This window comes from Amycolatopsis sp. NPDC005232 (assembly GCF_040607795.1).
Lineage (GTDB): Bacteria > Actinomycetota > Actinomycetes > Mycobacteriales > Pseudonocardiaceae > Amycolatopsis.
In genome coordinates, this window is record NZ_JBEXHL010000005.1 from 73,467 (window position 1) to 91,833 (window position 18,367).

Annotated in this window: 14 protein-coding genes; 6 read left to right on the forward strand and 8 right to left on the reverse strand. The window is 72.1% G+C overall.

The window, feature by feature from the left end; genetic code table 11:
- Window positions 1–107: 107 nt before the first annotated feature.
- The 3 genes from ABZU76_RS11775 to ABZU76_RS11785 all read right to left on the reverse strand — a co-directional run bounded on the left by ABZU76_RS11775 (window position 108) and on the right by ABZU76_RS11785 (window position 2,960).
- On the reverse strand, window positions 108–992 hold the full coding sequence (locus ABZU76_RS11775) for an AraC family transcriptional regulator (protein WP_354867750.1): 885 nt from the start codon (window positions 990–992) through the stop codon (window positions 108–110).
- 290 nt (window positions 993–1,282) lie between these two features.
- Window positions 1,283–2,107, reverse strand: a complete 825-nt coding sequence (locus ABZU76_RS11780; protein ID WP_354867751.1) for an NAD(P)-dependent oxidoreductase — start codon at window positions 2,105–2,107, stop codon at window positions 1,283–1,285.
- Window positions 2,108–2,150: 43 nt separating this feature from the next.
- The gene (locus tag ABZU76_RS11785; protein WP_220241887.1) at window positions 2,151–2,960 is read right to left on the reverse strand and encodes an IclR family transcriptional regulator; all 810 of its coding nucleotides are present in this window, start codon (window positions 2,958–2,960) and stop codon (window positions 2,151–2,153) included.
- Between the two features lie 217 nt (window positions 2,961–3,177).
- Between ABZU76_RS11785 and ABZU76_RS11790 the strand changes: the two genes are divergently transcribed.
- From ABZU76_RS11790 to ABZU76_RS11815, 6 genes are all read left to right on the forward strand, one after another.
- Window positions 3,178–4,119: a 5-dehydro-4-deoxyglucarate dehydratase gene (locus tag ABZU76_RS11790; RefSeq protein WP_354867754.1), complete on the forward strand. Its 942-nt coding sequence runs from the start codon at window positions 3,178–3,180 to the stop codon at window positions 4,117–4,119.
- A complete protein-coding gene (locus ABZU76_RS11795) occupies window positions 4,116–5,372 on the forward strand; it encodes a glucarate dehydratase family protein (RefSeq protein WP_354867757.1) in 1,257 nt (418 codons plus the stop codon). Before ABZU76_RS11790 ends, ABZU76_RS11795 begins: the two co-directional genes overlap by 4 nt.
- 4 nt (window positions 5,373–5,376) lie before the next feature.
- Window positions 5,377–6,525: a hypothetical protein gene (locus ABZU76_RS11800; protein WP_354867759.1), complete on the forward strand. Its 1,149-nt coding sequence runs from the start codon at window positions 5,377–5,379 to the stop codon at window positions 6,523–6,525.
- Between the two features lie 3 nt (window positions 6,526–6,528).
- Window positions 6,529–8,025 carry an aldehyde dehydrogenase (NADP(+)) gene (locus ABZU76_RS11805; protein ID WP_354867761.1) on the forward strand — a complete coding sequence of 499 codons (1,497 nt, stop codon included), beginning with the start codon at window positions 6,529–6,531 and terminating at the stop codon, window positions 8,023–8,025.
- Window positions 8,026–8,113: 88 nt separating this feature from the next.
- Window positions 8,114–10,492 carry a polysaccharide lyase 8 family protein gene (locus ABZU76_RS11810; protein ID WP_354867763.1) on the forward strand — a complete coding sequence of 793 codons (2,379 nt, stop codon included), beginning with the start codon at window positions 8,114–8,116 and terminating at the stop codon, window positions 10,490–10,492.
- Window positions 10,493–10,637: 145 nt separating this feature from the next.
- A complete protein-coding gene (locus tag ABZU76_RS11815; RefSeq protein WP_354868417.1) occupies window positions 10,638–12,113 on the forward strand; it encodes an NAD(P)/FAD-dependent oxidoreductase in 1,476 nt (491 codons plus the stop codon).
- A gap of 79 nt (window positions 12,114–12,192) precedes the next feature.
- On the opposite strand, the gene rpmJ is transcribed toward ABZU76_RS11815, so the two are convergent.
- The 5 genes from rpmJ to ABZU76_RS11840 all read right to left on the reverse strand — a co-directional run bounded on the left by rpmJ (window position 12,193) and on the right by ABZU76_RS11840 (window position 18,256).
- Window positions 12,193–12,315 carry a 50S ribosomal protein L36 gene (rpmJ, locus tag ABZU76_RS11820; RefSeq protein WP_220241881.1) on the reverse strand — a complete coding sequence of 41 codons (123 nt, stop codon included), beginning with the start codon at window positions 12,313–12,315 and terminating at the stop codon, window positions 12,193–12,195.
- 73 nt (window positions 12,316–12,388) lie between these two features.
- Window positions 12,389–13,558 carry a VWA domain-containing protein gene (locus ABZU76_RS11825; RefSeq protein WP_354867765.1) on the reverse strand — a complete coding sequence of 390 codons (1,170 nt, stop codon included), beginning with the start codon at window positions 13,556–13,558 and terminating at the stop codon, window positions 12,389–12,391.
- The gene (locus ABZU76_RS11830) at window positions 13,555–15,735 is read right to left on the reverse strand and encodes a DUF5682 family protein (RefSeq protein WP_354867768.1); all 2,181 of its coding nucleotides are present in this window, start codon (window positions 15,733–15,735) and stop codon (window positions 13,555–13,557) included. Before ABZU76_RS11830 ends, ABZU76_RS11825 begins: the two co-directional genes overlap by 4 nt.
- Window positions 15,732–16,817 (reverse strand): AAA family ATPase, encoded by a 1,086-nt coding sequence (locus ABZU76_RS11835; RefSeq protein WP_354867770.1) that lies wholly within the window; start codon window positions 16,815–16,817, stop codon window positions 15,732–15,734. The genes ABZU76_RS11830 and ABZU76_RS11835 overlap by 4 nt, the downstream gene beginning before the upstream one ends.
- Window positions 16,814–18,256, reverse strand: coding sequence for a DUF5691 domain-containing protein (locus ABZU76_RS11840; protein ID WP_354867773.1), 1,443 nt, complete (start codon window positions 18,254–18,256; stop codon window positions 16,814–16,816). Before ABZU76_RS11840 ends, ABZU76_RS11835 begins: the two co-directional genes overlap by 4 nt.
- Window positions 18,257–18,367: the final 111 nt, after the last annotated feature.

The following is an 18,367-nucleotide window of genomic DNA, read 5'->3' on the forward strand; positions in this document are numbered from 1 at the left end:
TGGTCCTTCCACGCGGGTGCTTCGAGTATCCGGATGTCGCCGCCCGGTTTCCTGCACGTTCCTGCCGCGCAGGCAGCACGAAACGTGCGCGTCACCCCGAGGGGCGCTTATCCCTCGCGCCGCAGGGCCGCCGGAGTGGTGCCGAGCTGCGTACGCAATACCCGCGTGAGGTGCTCCTGGTGCGAGAAGCCGCAGCCGGCCGCGATGTCGGCGATCGGGTCGCTGGAGGTGCGCAGCAGCAGCCGGGCCTGCTCGACGCGCAGCTTCAGCAGGTACTGGTGCGGCGGCAGGCCGGTGCGGGCCTTGAAGCGGCGGGCGAACCGGCTCACGCTCAGCCCGGTCACGGCCGCCAGCTCGGGCAGGCCCAGCGGTTCCGCGAGCCGCTCGGCCATCAGGTCGCGCACGCGGTCGAACTGCCGGTCCGACAGCGCGGCGGGCGCCGCCGGGACCGGCTCGGCGGTGGTGCCCCCGGCACGGTGGCGGCGGGCGAGGTGGGTGGCCACGAGGGCGCACAGCTGGTCGGCGTACGTGCGAGCACTCGGCTCCCAGTCGCGGACCACGCCGTCGAGGGAGAGCAGGAGCTGCTCCAGCAGCGGGTCGACGGTGCCGAGCTCCTCCGAGAGCCGGATCGGCGTGTCGGTGCCCGCGGCCTCCTGCACGGCCGAGTCGGCGACGTACACGTGCAGCGTGTCGAGCTCGCCGCCCAGCTCCACGGACAGGTCCGCGTGCGAAGGCTGCAGGAACAGGCCACCGGCCGGCACACGCCGGCTCTGCTCTCCCGGCGCACCGACCCGGCGGCGGACCGTCACGGGACCGGCCAGGTGCAGGATGAGCTGGTGGGTCGGGGCCGCGGCGAACAGGCCGCGGTGGGGCCGTTCGTGCTGCTTCGACAGGTAGAGGTGCTCCCAGCCGAGACCGGCGCTGGTGCGTTCGGGGCGGATCCAGGGCAGCGCGAGGATGCCGTTGGTGTCGGCGGCCGAAAGCTCACCCACCCGCGTCCTCCTCGTCACGCCGTCTCCGAACACCACGAGTGTAGGCGCCTGCGTGGCTGCACCGGACGCGCGAAGGCCCGCCGGGCAGCTCGGGTTCCCGGAGTGGTCGCGACACCCCGGTTCAGGGGATGCAATGAGCGTTCGTCGCCAGGCGGCCGTCCTCGCAAAACGCTCGGCTGGGACACCCCAGCCGAGCGCTTGGCCTGGCTTCTGACCGAAGCCAGTGGACAAGTTGCCCCGACCCTTCGAATCCGCCCAGGTAGGCGGGCCCTCACGGCAAGCGGGGCGGCTCAGAGCGGGTTGAACTGCCCGAGCGGAGCGGTGCAGAACGGCCCGCCGACGAACTCCGCGGCCGCGCCCGTCGGGGCGGGCTTGTCGGCGAGCTGCCCGGCGTAGATCTCGGCGTTGTCAAGGGACTTGTAGCCCAGCGCCTCGGCCTCGGCGAGCGAGTAGACGCGCCGGGTGTTGTCCGAGACGCCCCAGACCAACCGGTAGCCGGGCGAAGGCGCGCTCAGGCAGGCCTCGAACAGGCGCGCGCCGTCGTCGGGGGAGAGCCACGTGGTCAGCCCGCGCGGGCCGAGCGGCAGCGGCGTCTCGAAGCACGAGCCGATGCGGATCACGATCACGTCCATGTCGAACCGCGACGCGTACAGGCTGCCCAGCGACTCGATGGCCGCCTTGCTCACGCCGTAGTAGGTGTCCGGCCGCGGGCTCGAGTCGGCGGGCAGGCCGGCGGCACCGGCGTCGGCGTTGCGGCGGAAGCCCACCGCGTGGTTGCTCGACGCGAGGACCACCCGCTTGACCCCGGCTTCGCGGGCGGCCTCGAGCACGGTGTGGGTGCCGTTGATGTTGACGTCGAGCGTGGCTTCCCACGTGTTCTCGCGGCTGTGGCCGCCGAGGTGGATCAGGGCGTCGGCACCGGAGCAGGCCGCCGCCATCGCCTCGCGGTCGGTGACCGAGCCGGTCACGATCTCGACGGCTTCGCCCGCCTCGGCCGGAGCCTGCTCGGCCAGGTCGAGCAGCCGCAGCACCCGGCCGGGCTTGCGCAGCCGCGGGCGCATCAGGGTGCCGACGATGCCTGCCGATCCGGTGATCAGCACGCGCTGGTCTGCCATGGGGTTCCTCTCGAAACGCTTCGCAACAGGGGAATGGCGGCGGTCAGCGGATGCCGGCCCGGCGCAGCTGCTGCCCGAGCTCGGCGGTCGTCTCGGCCAGGAGCTCGCCGACGCGCTGGACGTCGGCGTCGGTGACCTGGCCGACCGGCATCGAGCAGCTCATCGCGTCGGTGCCCGGGATGCGGTACGGGATCACGGCGGCGACGCACCGGACGCCGAGCGTGCCTTCCTCGATCTCGGCGGCGTAGCCGACCTCGCGGGTGCGCGCGAGGTCGGCGTGCAGCTGCTCGCGAGTGGTGATCGTGTGCGGCGTGAGCGGCGGGAGCTTCGCCGGCATCAGCTCTTCGATCTCGTCGTGTGTCAGCTCGGCGAGCAGCGCCTTGCCCAGCGCCGTGGCGTGGGTGGGCAGCGTGCGGCCGACGCGGGAGACGAGGTGCGTCGAGTGCTGCGACTCGCGGGTCTCGAGGTACACGACCTCGGTGCCGTTGCGGCGCGCGAAGTGCGCGGTGAACCCGGTCTTCTCGCGGATGCGCTCCAGCGCCTCGGTGGCGAACGGGACGATCGCGTCGCGGTCGAGGTAGGCGGTGCCGCAGATCAGCGCGCGCACGCCGAGGCGGTAGCGCGCGGTGTTCGCGTCGGCTTCGAGCCAGCCGGCTTCCAGCAGCGTGCGCAGCAGGCCGTGGAGACTGGAACGCGGGAAGCCGGTGCGTGCGTGCAGGTCGGACAGCGACAGCCACACGTCGTTGGCCGCGAACGTCTCGATGAGGTCGATGGCGCGCCGCGCGGACTTCACGCCCGCGCTCTCCGCGCCGGGCGTCGCGATCCGCTCCGCGGTGGCCGGCTTCTGCGCCATGTGCGTCCTCCAACCGGGCCGTTGACTTGTGACTCCGGCCATATTAGCGTCCCGAACAGCATTCTTATGGATGAACATAATCAGCATAACAGACTCCATTCAAGAATGTGAACACCGGGGCGGTCTCAAGCGAGGAGACGGCGGCGGTGGGATCGTCGAACCCGTGGCCGGGCACGCCACCCGGACGCCCCGACGAGGACGGAAAGAGCAGAAACTGATGGCACAGCCCAAGATCGAGCTGGACGGCCTGCTGGCGTTCCCGCTGACGCCGTTCACCGAGGACCTCGAGGTGAACCTCGACGGGTTCGCGGAGAACGTGGAGAGCCACGTGGCCGCAGGCGCGGGCGCGTTGTTCGTCGCGTGCGGCACGGGCGAGTTCTCCTCGCTCTCGCCCGACGAGGTCGCGGCGCTGCTGGCGCGGGCGCGCGAGGTCGTGGCCGGGCGCGTGCCCGTGTGGATCGGGGCCGGTGGCGGTGCGGCCGCCGCGCGCGCGGGTGTGGCCGCGGCTCAGGCCGGGGGCGCCGACGGTGTGCTGTTGCTGCCGCCGTACCTGGTTTCCGGGCCGCAGGCGGGGTTGGTCGACTTCGTGCGGTTCGCCGTGGGCGACACGTCGGTGCCGGTGATCGTGTACCACCGCGGCACCGGGGTGTTCACGGCTCCGTCGGCCGCACGGCTGCTCGACATCCCGTCGATCGTCGGGCTCAAGGACGGGTACGGCGACGCGGAAGTGATGACGCGCATCGTCACCACGATCCGGTCGCTGGGCACGCAGCGGTCCGAGGACTTCTTGTTCTTCAACGGGTTACCGACGGCGGAGGTGTCGGCGAAGGCGTACGCGGCGATCGGCGTGGCGCGATATTCCTCGGCGGTGCACTGTTTCGCGCCGGAGATCGCGCACCGGTTCCACCGCGCGCTGGCCGAGGGCGACACGGACGTGATGGACACGTTGCTGGCCGGGTTCTACCTGCCGCTGGTGGCGTTGCGAGATGAGACGCCGGGGTTCGCGGTGTCGCTGGTCAAGGCCGCCGCCCGGCTGCGCGGCGACAAGGTCGGCACGGTCCGGCCGCCGCTGGTGGAGCCGACGACCGAGCAGATCGACCGGCTCGGTGGAATCGTGGAACGCGGGTTCGAGGTGCTCAAGGGGATCGAGGGCCGATGAACATCCGGGATGTGGTGCTCACGCCCGTCGCGTTCGCGGATCCTCCGTTGTTGAACGTGATGGGGGTGCACGAGACTTTCGCGTTGCGCAGCGTGGTGCAGGTGGTGTGCGACGACGGTGTGGTCGGGCTCGGTGAGTCCTACGGTGACGCGGCGTTTCTGGGTGAGGTGCGCAAGGTCGTGCCGGAGCTGGCCGGGCACGATGTGTTCGATCTGCCGGGGTTGAAGCGGATCGTGACGCGGGTGCTGGCCGGGACGGTGCTGACCGACGAGCACGGGCTGATCGGCGGGTTCTCCATCCGCAAGACGATCGCCAGCGTGTATTCGCTGTTCGAGGTCGCGTGCCTGGACGCGCAGGGCCAGGTGCTCGGTCGTCCGGTCGTCGATCTGCTGGGCGGGAAGGCCCGTGATGCGGTGGATTTCTCGGCGTACCTGTTCTACAAGTACGGCGCTCACGTCGGGGCCGAGGTGGATTCCTGGGGCGAGGTGATCACGCCGGAAGCGCTCGTGGGCGAGGCCCGGCGGATGGTCGAGCAGTACGGGTTCCGGTCGATCAAGCTCAAGGGCGGCGTGTTCAAGCCTGAGGAAGAGGTCGAGGGCATCCGGGCGTTGGCAGAGGCGTTCCCGGGTCACCCGTTGCGGATCGACCCGAACGCCGCGTGGACCGTCGAGACGAGCATCCGGGTCGCGGCCGAGCTCGACGGTGTCCTGGAGTACCTCGAAGACCCGACGCCGGGCATCGAGGGCATGGCGCGGGTCGCGGCCGAGGCGAGCATGCCGTTGGCGACCAACATGTGCGTGGTCAACTTCGGCGACATCGAGCCCGCGTTCCGGGCCCGGGCGATCGGGGTGCTGTTGTCCGATCACCACTTCTGGGGCGGGATGCGCGACACCCAGGCGTTGTCGGTGCTGTGCGAGAGTTTCGGGGTCGGGCTGTCGATGCACTCCAACAGCCACCTCGGCATCAGCCTGGCCGCGATGGTCCACGTCGCCGCCGCGACGCCGCACCTGACGTATGCGTGCGACACGCATTGGCCGTGGAAGACGGCCGATGTGATCGTGCCCGGGGTGCTGGAGTTCGTCGAGGGCGCGGTGGCGGTGCCGGACAAGCCGGGGCTGGGCATCGAGCTGGACCAGGACGCGCTGGCCCGCGCGCACGAGGACTACGTCCGTTGTGGACTGACGAAACGGGACGACGTGACCTACATGCGCTCCTACGTGCCGGACTTCGAACCCAACACGGCCCGGTGGTGACCCCGTGAAGGTGACCGGATACGCCTACTGCTGGGACGTCCTCGGCGACCCCGGTTTCGTGGAGCGCGTGCAGGACCTGGAGGTGGACGAGGTCGCCGTGGCGCTGACCTACCACAGCGCCCGGGCCGCCACGCCGTACTCCGCCGAGCGCACCTCGGTGATCGCTCGCACGGCGGCGAGCTACCGGCCCGTGCGTGAAGAAGCGTGGCAGGGCCGGGAACTGCGTCCGTCCACTCCGGACTGGGTCGCGCAGCCCGACAGCGGCGGTGACGCCGTGCGCCTGCTCAATGCCGCGGGGATTCCGGCCGCCGCCTGGATCGTGCTCACGCACAATTCCCGGCTGGGCACGGCTTTCCCGCAGTACACCGTGCGCAACTGCTTCGGCGAGTCCTACCCGTGGGCACTGTGCCCGGCCCAGCCTGCCGTGCGCGAGTACGCGGCCACGCTGATCGCCGAGGCCGTGGCGGGGCTGAAGCTCTCGTCGGTGATCCTCGAGGCGTGCGGCCCGCTCGGCACGGTGCACCAGCACCAGCACGAGAAGACCGACGGAGTGTGGGCGCCCGCCGTGGCGCGCCTGCTGTCGATCTGCTGCTGCGATGCCTGCGCCGAAGGCTGGACCGGCCTCGACGCCGCCGAGGTGCGCGAGACGCTGCGCACGGAGGTCCGCCGGCTGCTCGACACGGCCGACCTCACCGTCACCGAGGACCGGCTGCCCGTGGCGCTCAAGGACACCGTGCTCGCCGGGCGCCACCGCGCCACCGACGCGTTGCGGGCCGCGGTGCTCGCCGAGCTGGAACCGGGCATGCGGATCGTGCTGCACGGCGCGCTCGACCCGTGGGTCACCGGTGCGCTGCCGGGCCTCACGCCGAGCGCGGCCGAGGACGCCGCCGTGGTCGTGCTGCAGAACTGGGCGCCGGGCCAGGGCAGCGTCGACGCCGTGGCCGCGGCCCGGCGGGCGCTGCCGGAGGACGTGGCGGTGGGCAGCTACATCACCGCCGTCGCCGCGAGCCCCGTGCCCGACATCGAGGCGTACGTCACCGAGCTCGGCAAGGCCGGCGCGGCCGAGCTGCACCTCTACCATCTGGGCTTGGCGGGTCCCGGCCGGTGGCCGGACCTGCACGCGGCCACGGCGGCCGCACGCAGCCTGCCCTGAACCGTGCTTGAACCTGAGCGATTCACCGAGGAGACACGTTCCACCATGAGCCGAGAAACCTCCGAACCGGAGCTCGAGCGCACCCTCACCGCCGCGGCCGCGGCCGCCCGCCCGTTCGCGGCGAGCACGCCCGCCGAGCGCGCCGGCTGGCTCGAAGCCGCCGCCGACGCTCTTGACGCCGAAGCCGAGGAGCTGATCGCCCTCGCCCACACCGAGACCCACCTGCCCGCTGCGCCGCGCCTGAAGGGCGAGCTCGCCCGCACCACGTTCCAGCTGCGCCTGTTCGGCCAGGTCCTGCGCGACGGCGCGTTCCTCGGGGCCACCGTCGACCACGCCGACGCCGAGTGGCCCATGGGCCCGCGCCCCGACATCCGCCGGGTACTCGTGCCGATCGGCCCGACGCTGGTGTTCGCGGCCAGCAACTTCCCGTTCGCGTTCAGCGTCGCGGGCGGCGACACCGCCTCCGCGCTGGCCGCAGGCTGCCCGGTGATCCTCAAGGCGCACCCGGGTCACGAGGAGCTGTCCACGCGCACGGGCGAGATCGTCGTCGGCGCGCTCGCCGCCGCCGGTGCGCCCGCGGGCGCGTTCGCCGTGATCCACGGGTTCGACCAGGGCGTGACCGCGCTCAAGGACCCGCGCGTCCAGGCCGCGTCGTTCACCGGCTCCGTGCCGGGCGGGCGCGCGCTGTTCGACATCGCCGTCTCGCGGCCCACGCCGATCCCGTTCTACGGCGAGCTCGGCAGCGTGAACCCGGTCGTCGTCACGCCGGGCGCGGTCGCCCAGCGCGGTGAGGCCGTGGCCAGGGCGTACGCGGGGTCGTTCAGCCTCGGTGCCGGCCAGTTCTGCACGAAGCCGGGCCTGCTGTTCCTGCCCGAAGGTCACGGTCTCGACGACGTGCTGCGCGAGGCCGTCGGCGCCGTCGCGGGCCAGCCGATGCTCAACGAGCGCATCGCGCAGGGCTTCGCGCACAAGCTCTCCGAGCTGCGCCAGGCCCCGGGTGTGACCACGGTCGTCGACGGCACGCACCAGGGCGAGTCGTTCACCCCGAGCCTGCTTTCGACCACGGCCAAGGAGTTCCTGGCCGGCGGGGAAGCGGTGCGGGAGGAGCATTTCGGTCCCGCGTCGCTGATCGTCACCTACAGCGACGCCGACGAGCTCATCAGCGTGCTCGACTCGCTGGAGCCCGGCCTGACCGCGACGGTGCAGGGCGAGGACGACGAGGCCGACTACGTCCGCCCGCTGCTGCCTTCGCTGACCCGCCTCGCCGGGCGGCTGCTGTGGAACGACTGGCCCACCGGCGTCACGGTGAGCTGGGCGCAGCAGCACGGCGGCCCGTATCCGGCCACCACCGCGCCCACCACGACGTCGGTCGGCACCGCCGCCATCGAGCGGTTCCTGCGCCCGGTCGCGTGGCAGGGCTTCCCCGACGCGCTGCTGCCCGAGCCGCTGCAGGAGCGGAACCCGTGGCAGCTGCCGAGGCGTACGGACGGAGCGCGCTGACCGTTTTCCCGCTGCACAACCACAACTGAATTCCCCGTCCCCGAAAATCCCGCAAGCCAAGGACGTCTTGATCCTGGGAGGCATTGTCATGCCCGTAAACCGGAGAACTGCCCTGCGCGGCGGCGCCGTCGCGGCCGCCTCGGTGGCCCTGACCGCCGCCGCGCACCCGGCATTCGCGGCGGGTTCGGTGTCCGCTGCGAACGCCGCGGCCACCGACCCGTTGAAAGCGATCGTGGCGGGTTACCGCGAAATGCAGACCGGGATCAACCGGCCGTCACCGGAACGCACGGCCGCGCTGAAGAACCTCGGCCGCGTCGCGAAGGCCTACAACGACACGATGACCGTCACCGGCGGTCCACTGTGGACTGACCTGCCGCTCGGGCCGGGCAGCGACTACACCACGTCGATGTACGCGCGGCTGCGGGCCATCGCGGTCGACTGGGGCACGCCGGGCAGCACGCTCTCGGGTGACCCGCAGGTGCTCGACCGCATCAAGAAGGCGCTCGAGCTGATCTACGCGAGCCAGTACAACCCGCAGGTCGGCGAGATCGGCAACTGGTACACCTACGAGATCGGCGTGCCGTACTACGTGCTGCACACGCTCGTCACGGTCGCCGACGAGCTGACGGCCGACGAGCTCGCGCGCTACGTCAGCCCGATCAAGCGGTTCGTGGGCAACCCCAACGTGCGGGCGAACAGCCCGAGCACCGTCGAGACCGGCGCCAACCGGGCCGACAAGGCCCTGATCTCGATCGTCTCCGGCGCGCTCATCGGCGACACCATGTGGATCAAGACGGGCATCGACGCGCTCACCGACGTCGCCGGCGGCGGCGCGGCGAGCCTCGTGGCCAAGCTGGACAAGGCGGGCAGCGACGGCTTCCATGTGGACGGCTCGTTCATCCAGCACGACACCATCCCGTACCCCGGGCATTACGGCATCGTGCTGCTGACCGCGCTCTCCGGCGCGATCCACGTGACCGAAGGCACCGAGTACGCGTTGCCCGAGGACCTCAAGCAGAAGATCTACGCGCTGGTGCCCGACACGTTCGCCCCGTTCGTCTACGCGGGCGCGCTGATGGAGCCGGTGCGCGGGCGAATGCTCTCGCGCCAGGGCGAGACCGGCCACGACATCGGCCACCAGCTCACCGTCGCCACGCTCGTGCTGGCGCGCGCGGCCACCGGCGCGGCCAAGGCCGAGCTGTCGGGCCTCGCGGCGAAGTGGATCTCCGAAGGCACGTACGCGCCGTTCCTGGAGATCCCAGACCCGGAGCGGTTCGCACCGGGCCCGGACCTCGTGGCGACGCCGGGCATCGAGTTCGCGCAGGAGATGCTCGCGACCCACGTGCGGCCGACGCCGATCACGGCCACGCACCGGATCTTCGGCCAGCAGGACCGGATGTTGCACGTGACCGAGGGCTGGTCGAGCTCGCTCGCCGTGGGGTCCACGCGGATCTCGCGCTACGAGTCGATCAACGGCATGAACCAGCACGGCTGGTACGTCGGCGACGGCGTGCTGTACCTGTTCCTGCCGAAGGCCAAGGGGCACTACTCCGACGCCTACTGGCCGACCGTCGACCCACTGCTGCTGCCGGGCGCCACCACGAAAGCCGGCCCGACAGGTGCGCTGCAGTCCACGCCGATGTCGACCAAGGCCCACGTCGGCGGCGTCCGGTGGGACGCGCGCCACGGTGCGTACGCTTTCGACTTCGTATCGCTGGACGGCACGCTGACCGCGAAGAAGTCGTGGTTCTTCACGCCGGCGGGCGTCGTCTGCCTCGGCGCGGGGATCACCGACACGTCGGGGCAGCAGGTGCGGACCACGATCGAGAACCGCAGCCTGGGGGAGAACGGCCGGGGCACGCTGCTGGCCGACGCGCGGCTCGTCTCGTCGGCGCTGGGCCGCACGACGTCGCTGCGCAACCCGCACTGGCTGCACCTCGACGGTGCCGCCGGGAACGTCGCCGGCTACGTGCTGCTCGACAAGGCCGACGTGACCGCACTGCGCGAGGACCGCACCGGCGCGTGGCGCGACATCGACACAGGCGCGAACACCAAGGGCACGACCGATCCGTACACGCGGCGTTACCAGAAGCTCGTGATCGAGCACGGAGTGAAGCCGTCGGACGCGAAGTACGCGTACGCGGTGTTGCCCGCGGCCTCGGTGGTGAGCACCGTCGCTTCGGTGCTCGCGTGGCGAGTGCGGGCGAACACAGCCGCCGTTCAGGCGATTCGGCTGTGGGACAACACACTGCTCGCAAACTTCTACAAGGCGGATACTGTAGATGAGGTGACTGTCTCAGGTCCGGCTTCCGTGGCCCTGGGGCGCAGCGGCTCGGGCTGGCAGCTCGCCGTCTCCGATCCCACGCAGTCGCAGGACAGCGTGCGGGTGACGGTGCGGCGCCAGACCGTGGAGGTCCCGCTGAAGGGCACCTTCGGCGCGACGCAGGTCGTGAACCTGCCGCGCTGACTCTCGGTTTCCCTGCCGGGCCGGTGATTCCCCGCCCGGCCCGGCAGGGCCCCACGTCCGAACCTCGTTCGGCCCGGGCCCGGCCGAAAGGGCATTCCGACGGTACGATCTCGGGAACACGCTCGAGCCGGGGAGAGTGATCACGATCGCCACGCACGTCGACGTCCTCGTAGTGGGTGCGGGGTTGTCCGGGATCGGGGCGGCGTGCCGCCTCCAGCTACGGACTCCCGGCAAGACGTACGCGATCCTGGAGGCCCGCGACTCGATCGGCGGGACCTGGGACCTCTTCCGTTACCCGGGCATCCGGTCCGACTCGGACATGTTCACGCTCGGTTACCCGTTCCGGCCGTGGAAGGACCCGAAGGCCATCGCCGACGGCCCGTCGATCCTCAGCTACATCCGCGCCACGGCCGAGGCCCACGGCGTCGAGCGTCACATCCGCTTCGGGCACCGCGTGGTGTCCGCTTCGTGGTCCTCGGCCGAAGCGCGCTGGACGGTCGAGGCGGAGCACGACGGCGAGCCGGTCACGTTCACCTGCTCGTTCCTGTACCTGTGCAGCGGCTACTACAGCTACGACAGCGGCCACGTCGTCGACTTCCCGGGCCGCGAGGACTTCGCCGGTGAGATCGTGCACCCGCAGCACTGGCGCGCGGACCTGGACTACGCGGGCAAGAACGTCGTGGTGATCGGCAGCGGCGCCACCGCCGTGACGCTGGTGCCGGCGATGGCGTCCGAAGCGGCTTCGGTGACCATGCTGCAGCGCTCGCCGAGCTACGTCGTCGCGCGCCCCGGGGCCGACGCGCTCGCCGACCGCCTGCGGGCCGTGTTGCCGGAGAACCTGGCGCACCGGCTGGTGCGCGGCAAGAACGTGGTGATGGGCACGCTGTTCTTCCAGCTCATGCGCCGCCTGCCCGAGCGCGCGGCCGCGGTGCTGCGCGACGGCGTGGCGAAGCAGCTGCCGCCGTCCATTCCCGTCGACCCGCACTTCGTGCCCGCCTACAACCCGTGGGACCAGCGCCTGTGCCTGGTGCCCGACGCCGACCTGTTCCGCGCACTGCGCAGCGGCAAGGCCGACGTGGTCACCGACCACATCACCCGCTTCACCCCGGACGGCATCCAGCTGGAGTCGGGACGTGAGCTGCCCGCCGACGTCATCGTCACCGCGACCGGCCTGCGCATGGTCGCGTTCGGCCAGGTCGCGCTGACCGTCGACGGCCGGGCCATCAACCCGGGCGAGCAACTCGTCTACAAGGGCATGATGTTCGGCGGCATCCCCAACCTGGCGTGGTGCGTGGGCTACACCAACAACTCGTGGACCCTGCGCGCCGACCTCGCTTCGCAGTACGTCTGCCGGCTGATCTCGCACATGGACCGCCACGGCTACGTCGCCTGCGCCCCCGACCCGGGCCGCGCCCCGACCACGGGCCTGCGCCCGGTCGTCGACCTGATGTCGGGCTACATCAAACGCGCCACCTCGACTCTGCCGAAACAAGGCGACCGCCGCCCGTGGGTGATGCGCCAGAACTACCTGCTGGACCTGGCCGACATGCGTCTCAACCGCCTCGACGACGGTGTCATGGCCTTCCGTCGGGCGGACGAACGAATCCCGACGCCGGCCTGAGCGCACACTGAGCACACGCTGAGCACACGAAAAAAGGGCGCCACCCACCTGAGGTGGATGGCGCCCGACGCTGTGCAGCTCAGCCCTGGCGAGCCTTGTTCCGCGGGTTGTCGCGGTTGATCACGAGGATCTTGCCGTGCCTGCGGATGACCTGGGCCCCCTGCTGGCGAGCCAGCGACCTGACCGACGCGCGAACCTTCATGGTTACCCGTCCTCTCTTCGAAGTCTCGTTCTGTCTTCTTCAACCAGATGACCGGTCGGTTTAATCCCGAGCCTCAATCCACGGTCGCGGTGGCGGCGCTCACCCAGCGGCCGAGGTCCTCGCGGCGCAGCGCCGCGGCCATCAGCTCGGGGAACAGGTCCGGGGTGCACGCGAAGGCCGGCACGCCGAGCTCGGCCAGCGCGGCGGCGTTCTCGTGGTCGTAGAACGGCGCGCCGGAGTCCGACAGCGCCAGCAGGGTCACGACCTGCACGCCCGAGCCGACCAGTTCGCCGACGCGGCGCAGCAGCTCGTCTCGCACGCCGCCCTCGTAGAGGTCGCTGATGAGCACCAGCAGCGTCTGCTCGGGGCGTTCGACGAGGCCTTGGCAGTAGGTGATGGCGCGGTTGATGTCGGTGCCGCCGCCGAGCTGGGTGCCGAAGAGGAGCTCGACGGGGTCGTCGAGGTGCTCGGTGAGGTCCACCACGGCCGTGTCGAAGGCGACGAACTTCGTGCTCAGCGCCCGCATCGACGCCAGCACGGCACCGAACAGGCCCGAGTACACCACCGACTCCGCCATCGACCCCGACTGGTCCACGGCGAGGATCACTTCGCGCTGCACGCTGAGCTGGCGCCGGCCGAAGCCGACCAGCCGCTCGGGCACGATGGTCTTCAGCTCGGGGGAGTAGTGCTTCAGGTTCGTGCGCACGGTGCGGGCCCAGTCGATGTCCGCAGCGCGCGGGCGCTGCGTGCGGGCGGCGCGGTCGAGCGCGCCCCGGATCGCGGCGCGCGTGGGTTCGGCCAGCCGCTCCTCGAGTTGGGCCACCACGGTGCGTACGACCGAGCGCGCCGTCTCCTTCGTCTCCTCGGGCAGCACGCCGTTGAGCGACAGCAGTGTGCCGACCAGGTGCACGTCGGGCTCGACCGCGCTCAGCAGCTCCGGCTCCATCAGCATGCGGGTGAGGCCGAGCCGGTCGACGGCGTCGCGCTGCATCACCTGCACGACCGAACCCGGGAAGTACCGCCGGATGTCGCCGAGCCAGCGGGCGACGCGCGGCGCCGAGGAGTTGAGGGTCGCGCCGCGGCGGTCACCCGAGCGGACGGGCTCGTCGCGCCGGTCGTAGAGGGCTGCGAGCACGGCGTCGAGGCCGCTGTCCTCTTCGGACAGTGAGCGGCCGGTGCCGTCCTCGCCGCCGCCGAGCACGAGGCGCCAGCGGCGCAGACGATCGGGGTCCGGGGTGGTCATGACGCTGCTCCGAGAAGGGTCGCGAGCACGGGCAGGGCACTGCGGGCGCGGATCTCGTCCAGCTCGTCGGCCGCGAGGCGAGCCGCGGGGGCGCCGCCGGAGAGGGTGGCGGCGCGTTGGCCGATGGCGCGTTTCTCCGGTCCCGCGAAGGCGCCGAAAGTGCGGCGCAGCAAGGGAAGCACCTCGGTGAACACGTCGGACGGGATGGTGCCCAGCCAGGTGTCGACGACCCGCAGCATGCGCTCGTCGTGAACCAGCAGGAGCGCGCCGCCGGCGAAGAAGCCCTCGACGTAGGCCGCACCCGCGGCCGGCTCGACACCCGGGGTGAGCGCGCGGCCGAGGCGCAGCTCGACCTCCGCGCTGTCGAACAGGTCGGCGTCGTGCAGCAGCCGCACGATGCGGCCGGCCAGCAACGGCGGCAGGGAGTCGCGGCCGGCGAGCTTGCGCAGCGCGGTGAGCCAGCGTTCGCGCGCCGCGTCGCCCAGGAGGGTGGTGGCTTCGTGGACGTTGTCGACCAGGTCGCAGAACTTCCGGGCCGCGTCGTCGTCGATGCCGTGGACGGCCGGCGGCAGCCCGGCGCACACGCGGGTGAGCAGGCGGTCCGCGACCTCCCGCAGCTGTGCGGTGTCGGTTCCGCGCACATCGCCGTAGCGGGTGGACCGGGCCAGCGGAGGCAGCGAGGTCATGAGGTCGGCGACGTCGGTGTCTGCCGCCGCGCGGACGTCGAGTGCGGTGAGCACCTCCGGCAGCGCGTCGCCGAGACCGCCGAGCAGGCAGCCCTCGACGGCCGTGGTGATGTCGGCGAGCGGCGGCTTGCCGGCCATGGCCTCGCGCACGCGGGCGGACGCCGCCGAGGCGACGGTGGTGCCGTGCACGGCGGCCGCGACCAGGTCGACCTCGAAGCCCGGCTCCCAGCACAGCGTCCACGTCTCGCGAAAGGTGCCCTTGCTGCGCGTCGCCGAGATTTCCGGGCTGCCCCAAGGGATGTCGAGCAGCCTCAGCCGGTGCAGCAGCCGCGATCGGTCGAGGCCGCCGGGCGTGCGCAGGTCGAGATCCAGCTCGCGCGCGGTCGGCTCGCGTTTGAGCCGCAGCCGGCGCGCGGTTGCGATCAGGTCGGCCGCGAGCGGCGCCTGCGGCACGCTTTCGGGGACTTCGCCGAGGCGTTCGCCGACCACGAGCTTGCGCGTGACGAGGTCCGCCTGCACGTCGTCGCCCGAGCACAGCACCGAGCGCGTGGCCGCGTCGACTTCCGCCAGCCCCGCCGAGGACCGGCCGCGCAGCGCCGCCAGCGTTTCGGCCAGCCGGACCGCCTCGATCACGTGCGCCGTCGAGACCGGCAGGTCCTCCTCGCGCAGCACCCCGGCCACGGCGGTGAGCCAGCGGGCGGTCACGTCGTCGGCCGTGGTGAACAGGTGGTGGTACCAGCCGGGCGAGTGCACGCCCGCGCCGTAGCCGCTCGCCGTGGCTAGCCGGCCGTGGGTCCACGGCACCCACGTGCACACGACCTTGCGCTTCGGCAGTCCTTTCAGGACGGTCTGGTCGTGGCTCGCCGGCGGCAGCGGATCGGCCAGTGCCGGCACGTGCCACGCGCCGCACACCACGGCGATGCGCTCGAAGCCTTCCTTGCGCGTCTTGCGCAGCACGCCGCGCATGTACGCCTCGCGGCGCTGTTCGTGGAGGTCCGCCGGGCGTTCGTCCTCCCGCAGCGCGGTCATCGCCTCCGCGATCACCTCGAACGGCGAGTCCCCGCCGCGGCGCGACTCCACGACGTCGTCCCACCACCGCTCGGGGTCGTCGTACCCGCCCGCGGCCGCCAGCTCGGCGAGCGGGTCGGTGCGCGGCACGCGGTCCTCGTCGCCGAGCGCGAACTGGTGCGTCGCCGGGAGGTCGCAGAACCGCACCGGCACCCCGGCTTCCGCGGCGTAGCGCAGGGCCTGCCACTCGGGGCTGAACACCGCGAACGGCCAGAACGCCGCGCGCGACACGTCGTCGGCCGCGTACGCGAGCAACGCGACGGGCGGCCGCATGTCCTCGTCGGCCGCCAGGTCCACGAGCTGGTCGGCTTCGGGCGGGCCCTCGATGAGCACCATGTCGGGCTCCAGCTCGGCGAGCCTCGCGGCCACCGCCCGAGCCGAACCCGGCCCGTGGTGCCGGATCCCGAGCAGGTGCGTGGTCATCCGCTGATCTCCTGGCCCGCGCGGTAGAAGTCGGCCCAGCCGTCGCGTTCGCGGACCACGGTCTCGAGGTACTCGATCCAGATCGCGCGGTCGGCGACCGGGTCCTTCACCACGGCGCCGTGGATGCCGGCGGCGACGTCCTGCGCCCGCAGCACGCCGTCGCCGAAGTGCGCGGCGAGCGCGAGCCCGCCGGTGAGCACGCTGATCGCCTCGGCCGTCGACAGCGTGCCCGACGGGGTCTTGACCGCGGTGCGCCCGTCTTCGGTGCGGCCGGCGCGCAGCTCGCGGAACACCGTGACGACACGGCGGATCTCGGTCAGCTCGGCGGCTTCGGCCGGCAGCGCGAGCGAGGCGCCCAGCTGCGCGACCCGGCGGCTGACGATCTCCACCTCGGCCTCGGCGGTGTCGGGCAGCGGCAGCACCACCGTGTTGAACCGGCGGCGCAACGCGCTCGACAGCTCGTTCACGCCCTTGTCGCGGTTGTTCGCGGTCGCGACGAGCGTGAAGCCGGGGCGTGCCTGCACTTCGGTGCCGAGTTCGGGCACGGGCAGGGTTTTCTCCGACAGGACGGTGATCAGCGAGTCCTGCACGTCGGCCGGGATGCGGGTGAGCTCCTCGAGGCGGGCCACCTTGCCGTCGCGCATCGCGCGCAGGATGGGACTCTCCACGAGCGCGTGCTCGCTCGGGCCCTCGGCGATCAGGCGCGCGTAGTTCCAGCCGTAGCGGATCTGCTCTTCGGCCGTGCCCGCCGTGCCCTGCACGAGCAGCGTGGAGTCGCCGCTGACGGCGGCGGCGAGGTGCTCCGACACCCAGGTCTTGGCGGTGCCCGGCACGCCGAGCAACAGCAACGCGCGGTCGGTGGCGAGCGTGGCGACGGCGACCTCGATCAGACGGCGCGGGCCGACGTACTTCGGGCTGATCTCGGTGCCGTCCGGCAGGGTGCCGCCCAGCAGGTACGTGACCACGGCCCACGGCGAGAGCAGCCACGACGGCGGCTTCGCACGGTCGTCGGCCGCGGCCAGCGCGGCCAGTTCACCGGCGTACTCCTGCTCGGCGTGGGGCCGGAGGACTGCGGACGTCATGAGAGCTCCTCGTGCATTTCGCGGCGGAAAGTCAGGGTTTCGGCCACAGCGCGCCGCCACGGGGCGGCTTCGCCGGGCTGGGGGATCAGGGACAGGCGGTGGCGCAGGCAAGCCGGCGGCACGGCCTTGGCGATGAGGGCCGCGGCGTGGGCCACGAGCCGGTGGTCCTGCTGCGCGGCGACCCAGTCGAGCAGCACCCGGCCCAGCTCCTCGGGCCACGGTTGCGGCAGGTCGAGGATCAGCCGCGTGAGCGTTTCGACCTTCAGGCCGCGCGCCAGCTTCGCGATGGTGGCTGCCTGCTTCTCCGGCGTGAGTACGCCGACGAGCGCCGCCGTGGCCCGGCCGCCGGGTTCGGCTTCGACGAGCGCCTGCGCCCACGCTTCGTCGCGCTGTCGGATCGCGGCCGTAGCCCAGCTTTCGCGCACCACGGCGAGTGGGCAGCCCTCCACGAGCATGCCCACGAGGTCACCCGGGGTGCCGAACTCCGCCCAGAACGCCAGGGGAGTGGCGGCGATGATCGCCCGCAGCCGCGCGGTGTCCTGCCCAGGCCCGTGGGGCACGCGGACGCCGTCGCGCACCAGCGAGTCGTCCGGCCTCGGCAGCGTGACCTGCAGGACGTCGGCCCGCAGCGACCGGCTGCGCACGGTGACGCACTCCTGCAGCCGCGCCGCCATCCGTTTGCCGAGCCCGGTGTCGGGCAGCCCGCCGAGCAGCCGCACGGCCGTGTCGCGCACCGCCGCCGCGCGGTCGGAGAGGGCCGCGTCGAGGAACGGCTCGTCGTCCTGGGTGAGGTGGCGGCCCAGCACCGTGAGGAACACCGAGCGCAGGTCGGCCGGCTCGGTGCGCCACGTTGTCGTGAGCGCCGCGCGCGCCGCCGCGGGATCCTGCGTGAGCGCCCGTTCGAACCACGCCTGGCGTCGCGCGGGAGTGCCGAACTGCCAGGCGTCGTCGCTGTCGTCCTCGACCTCGGCGACCAGGAACGCCCAGTCGGTGTTGCGCTCGCCCAGCCACGCCCCGACCGGCCCCGCCACCTCCGCGAGCGGCGCCCGCAACGACACTCGCGCCCGCGCCGCGTCCGCCAGCGCCGGCAGCAGCTCCGGCCCCACCCGCAACCCCCGCCCGGCCGCCGTGTGCAGCCACTCCTCGAGCAGCTCGGGCCGGTTCGCGTGCAGCAACCGCGCCAGCCGCTCCCGCGCGAGCGGCGAGACGAACCGCCGCCCGTCGGGCTTGGCCGGCTCTTCGCGGCGCGCGCCGGCCACGGGAAGGCGGCCCGCACGGCGGTAGTTGGTGAGCAACGCCGCAACGGCGAGGACGGCGTCTGCCTGGTCTTCGGCCTTGCCCGCGACCTCCCGCACCTCGGCCGGCAGCCCACTCACGTCGAGACTCCGGCGGCGCGTGCCCAGCAGCGCCGTGCCGACGAGGTCTTCCCACGCCTTCACCGGCCCACCACCGCCTCGCCTTTTCCGCCGGCATACAACGGCAGACGACCCGCACCTCGCCCGGCGGCGGCGGTCGGCGAGGAGGAAAGGCCGGTCGCCGCTGCGGAGCGC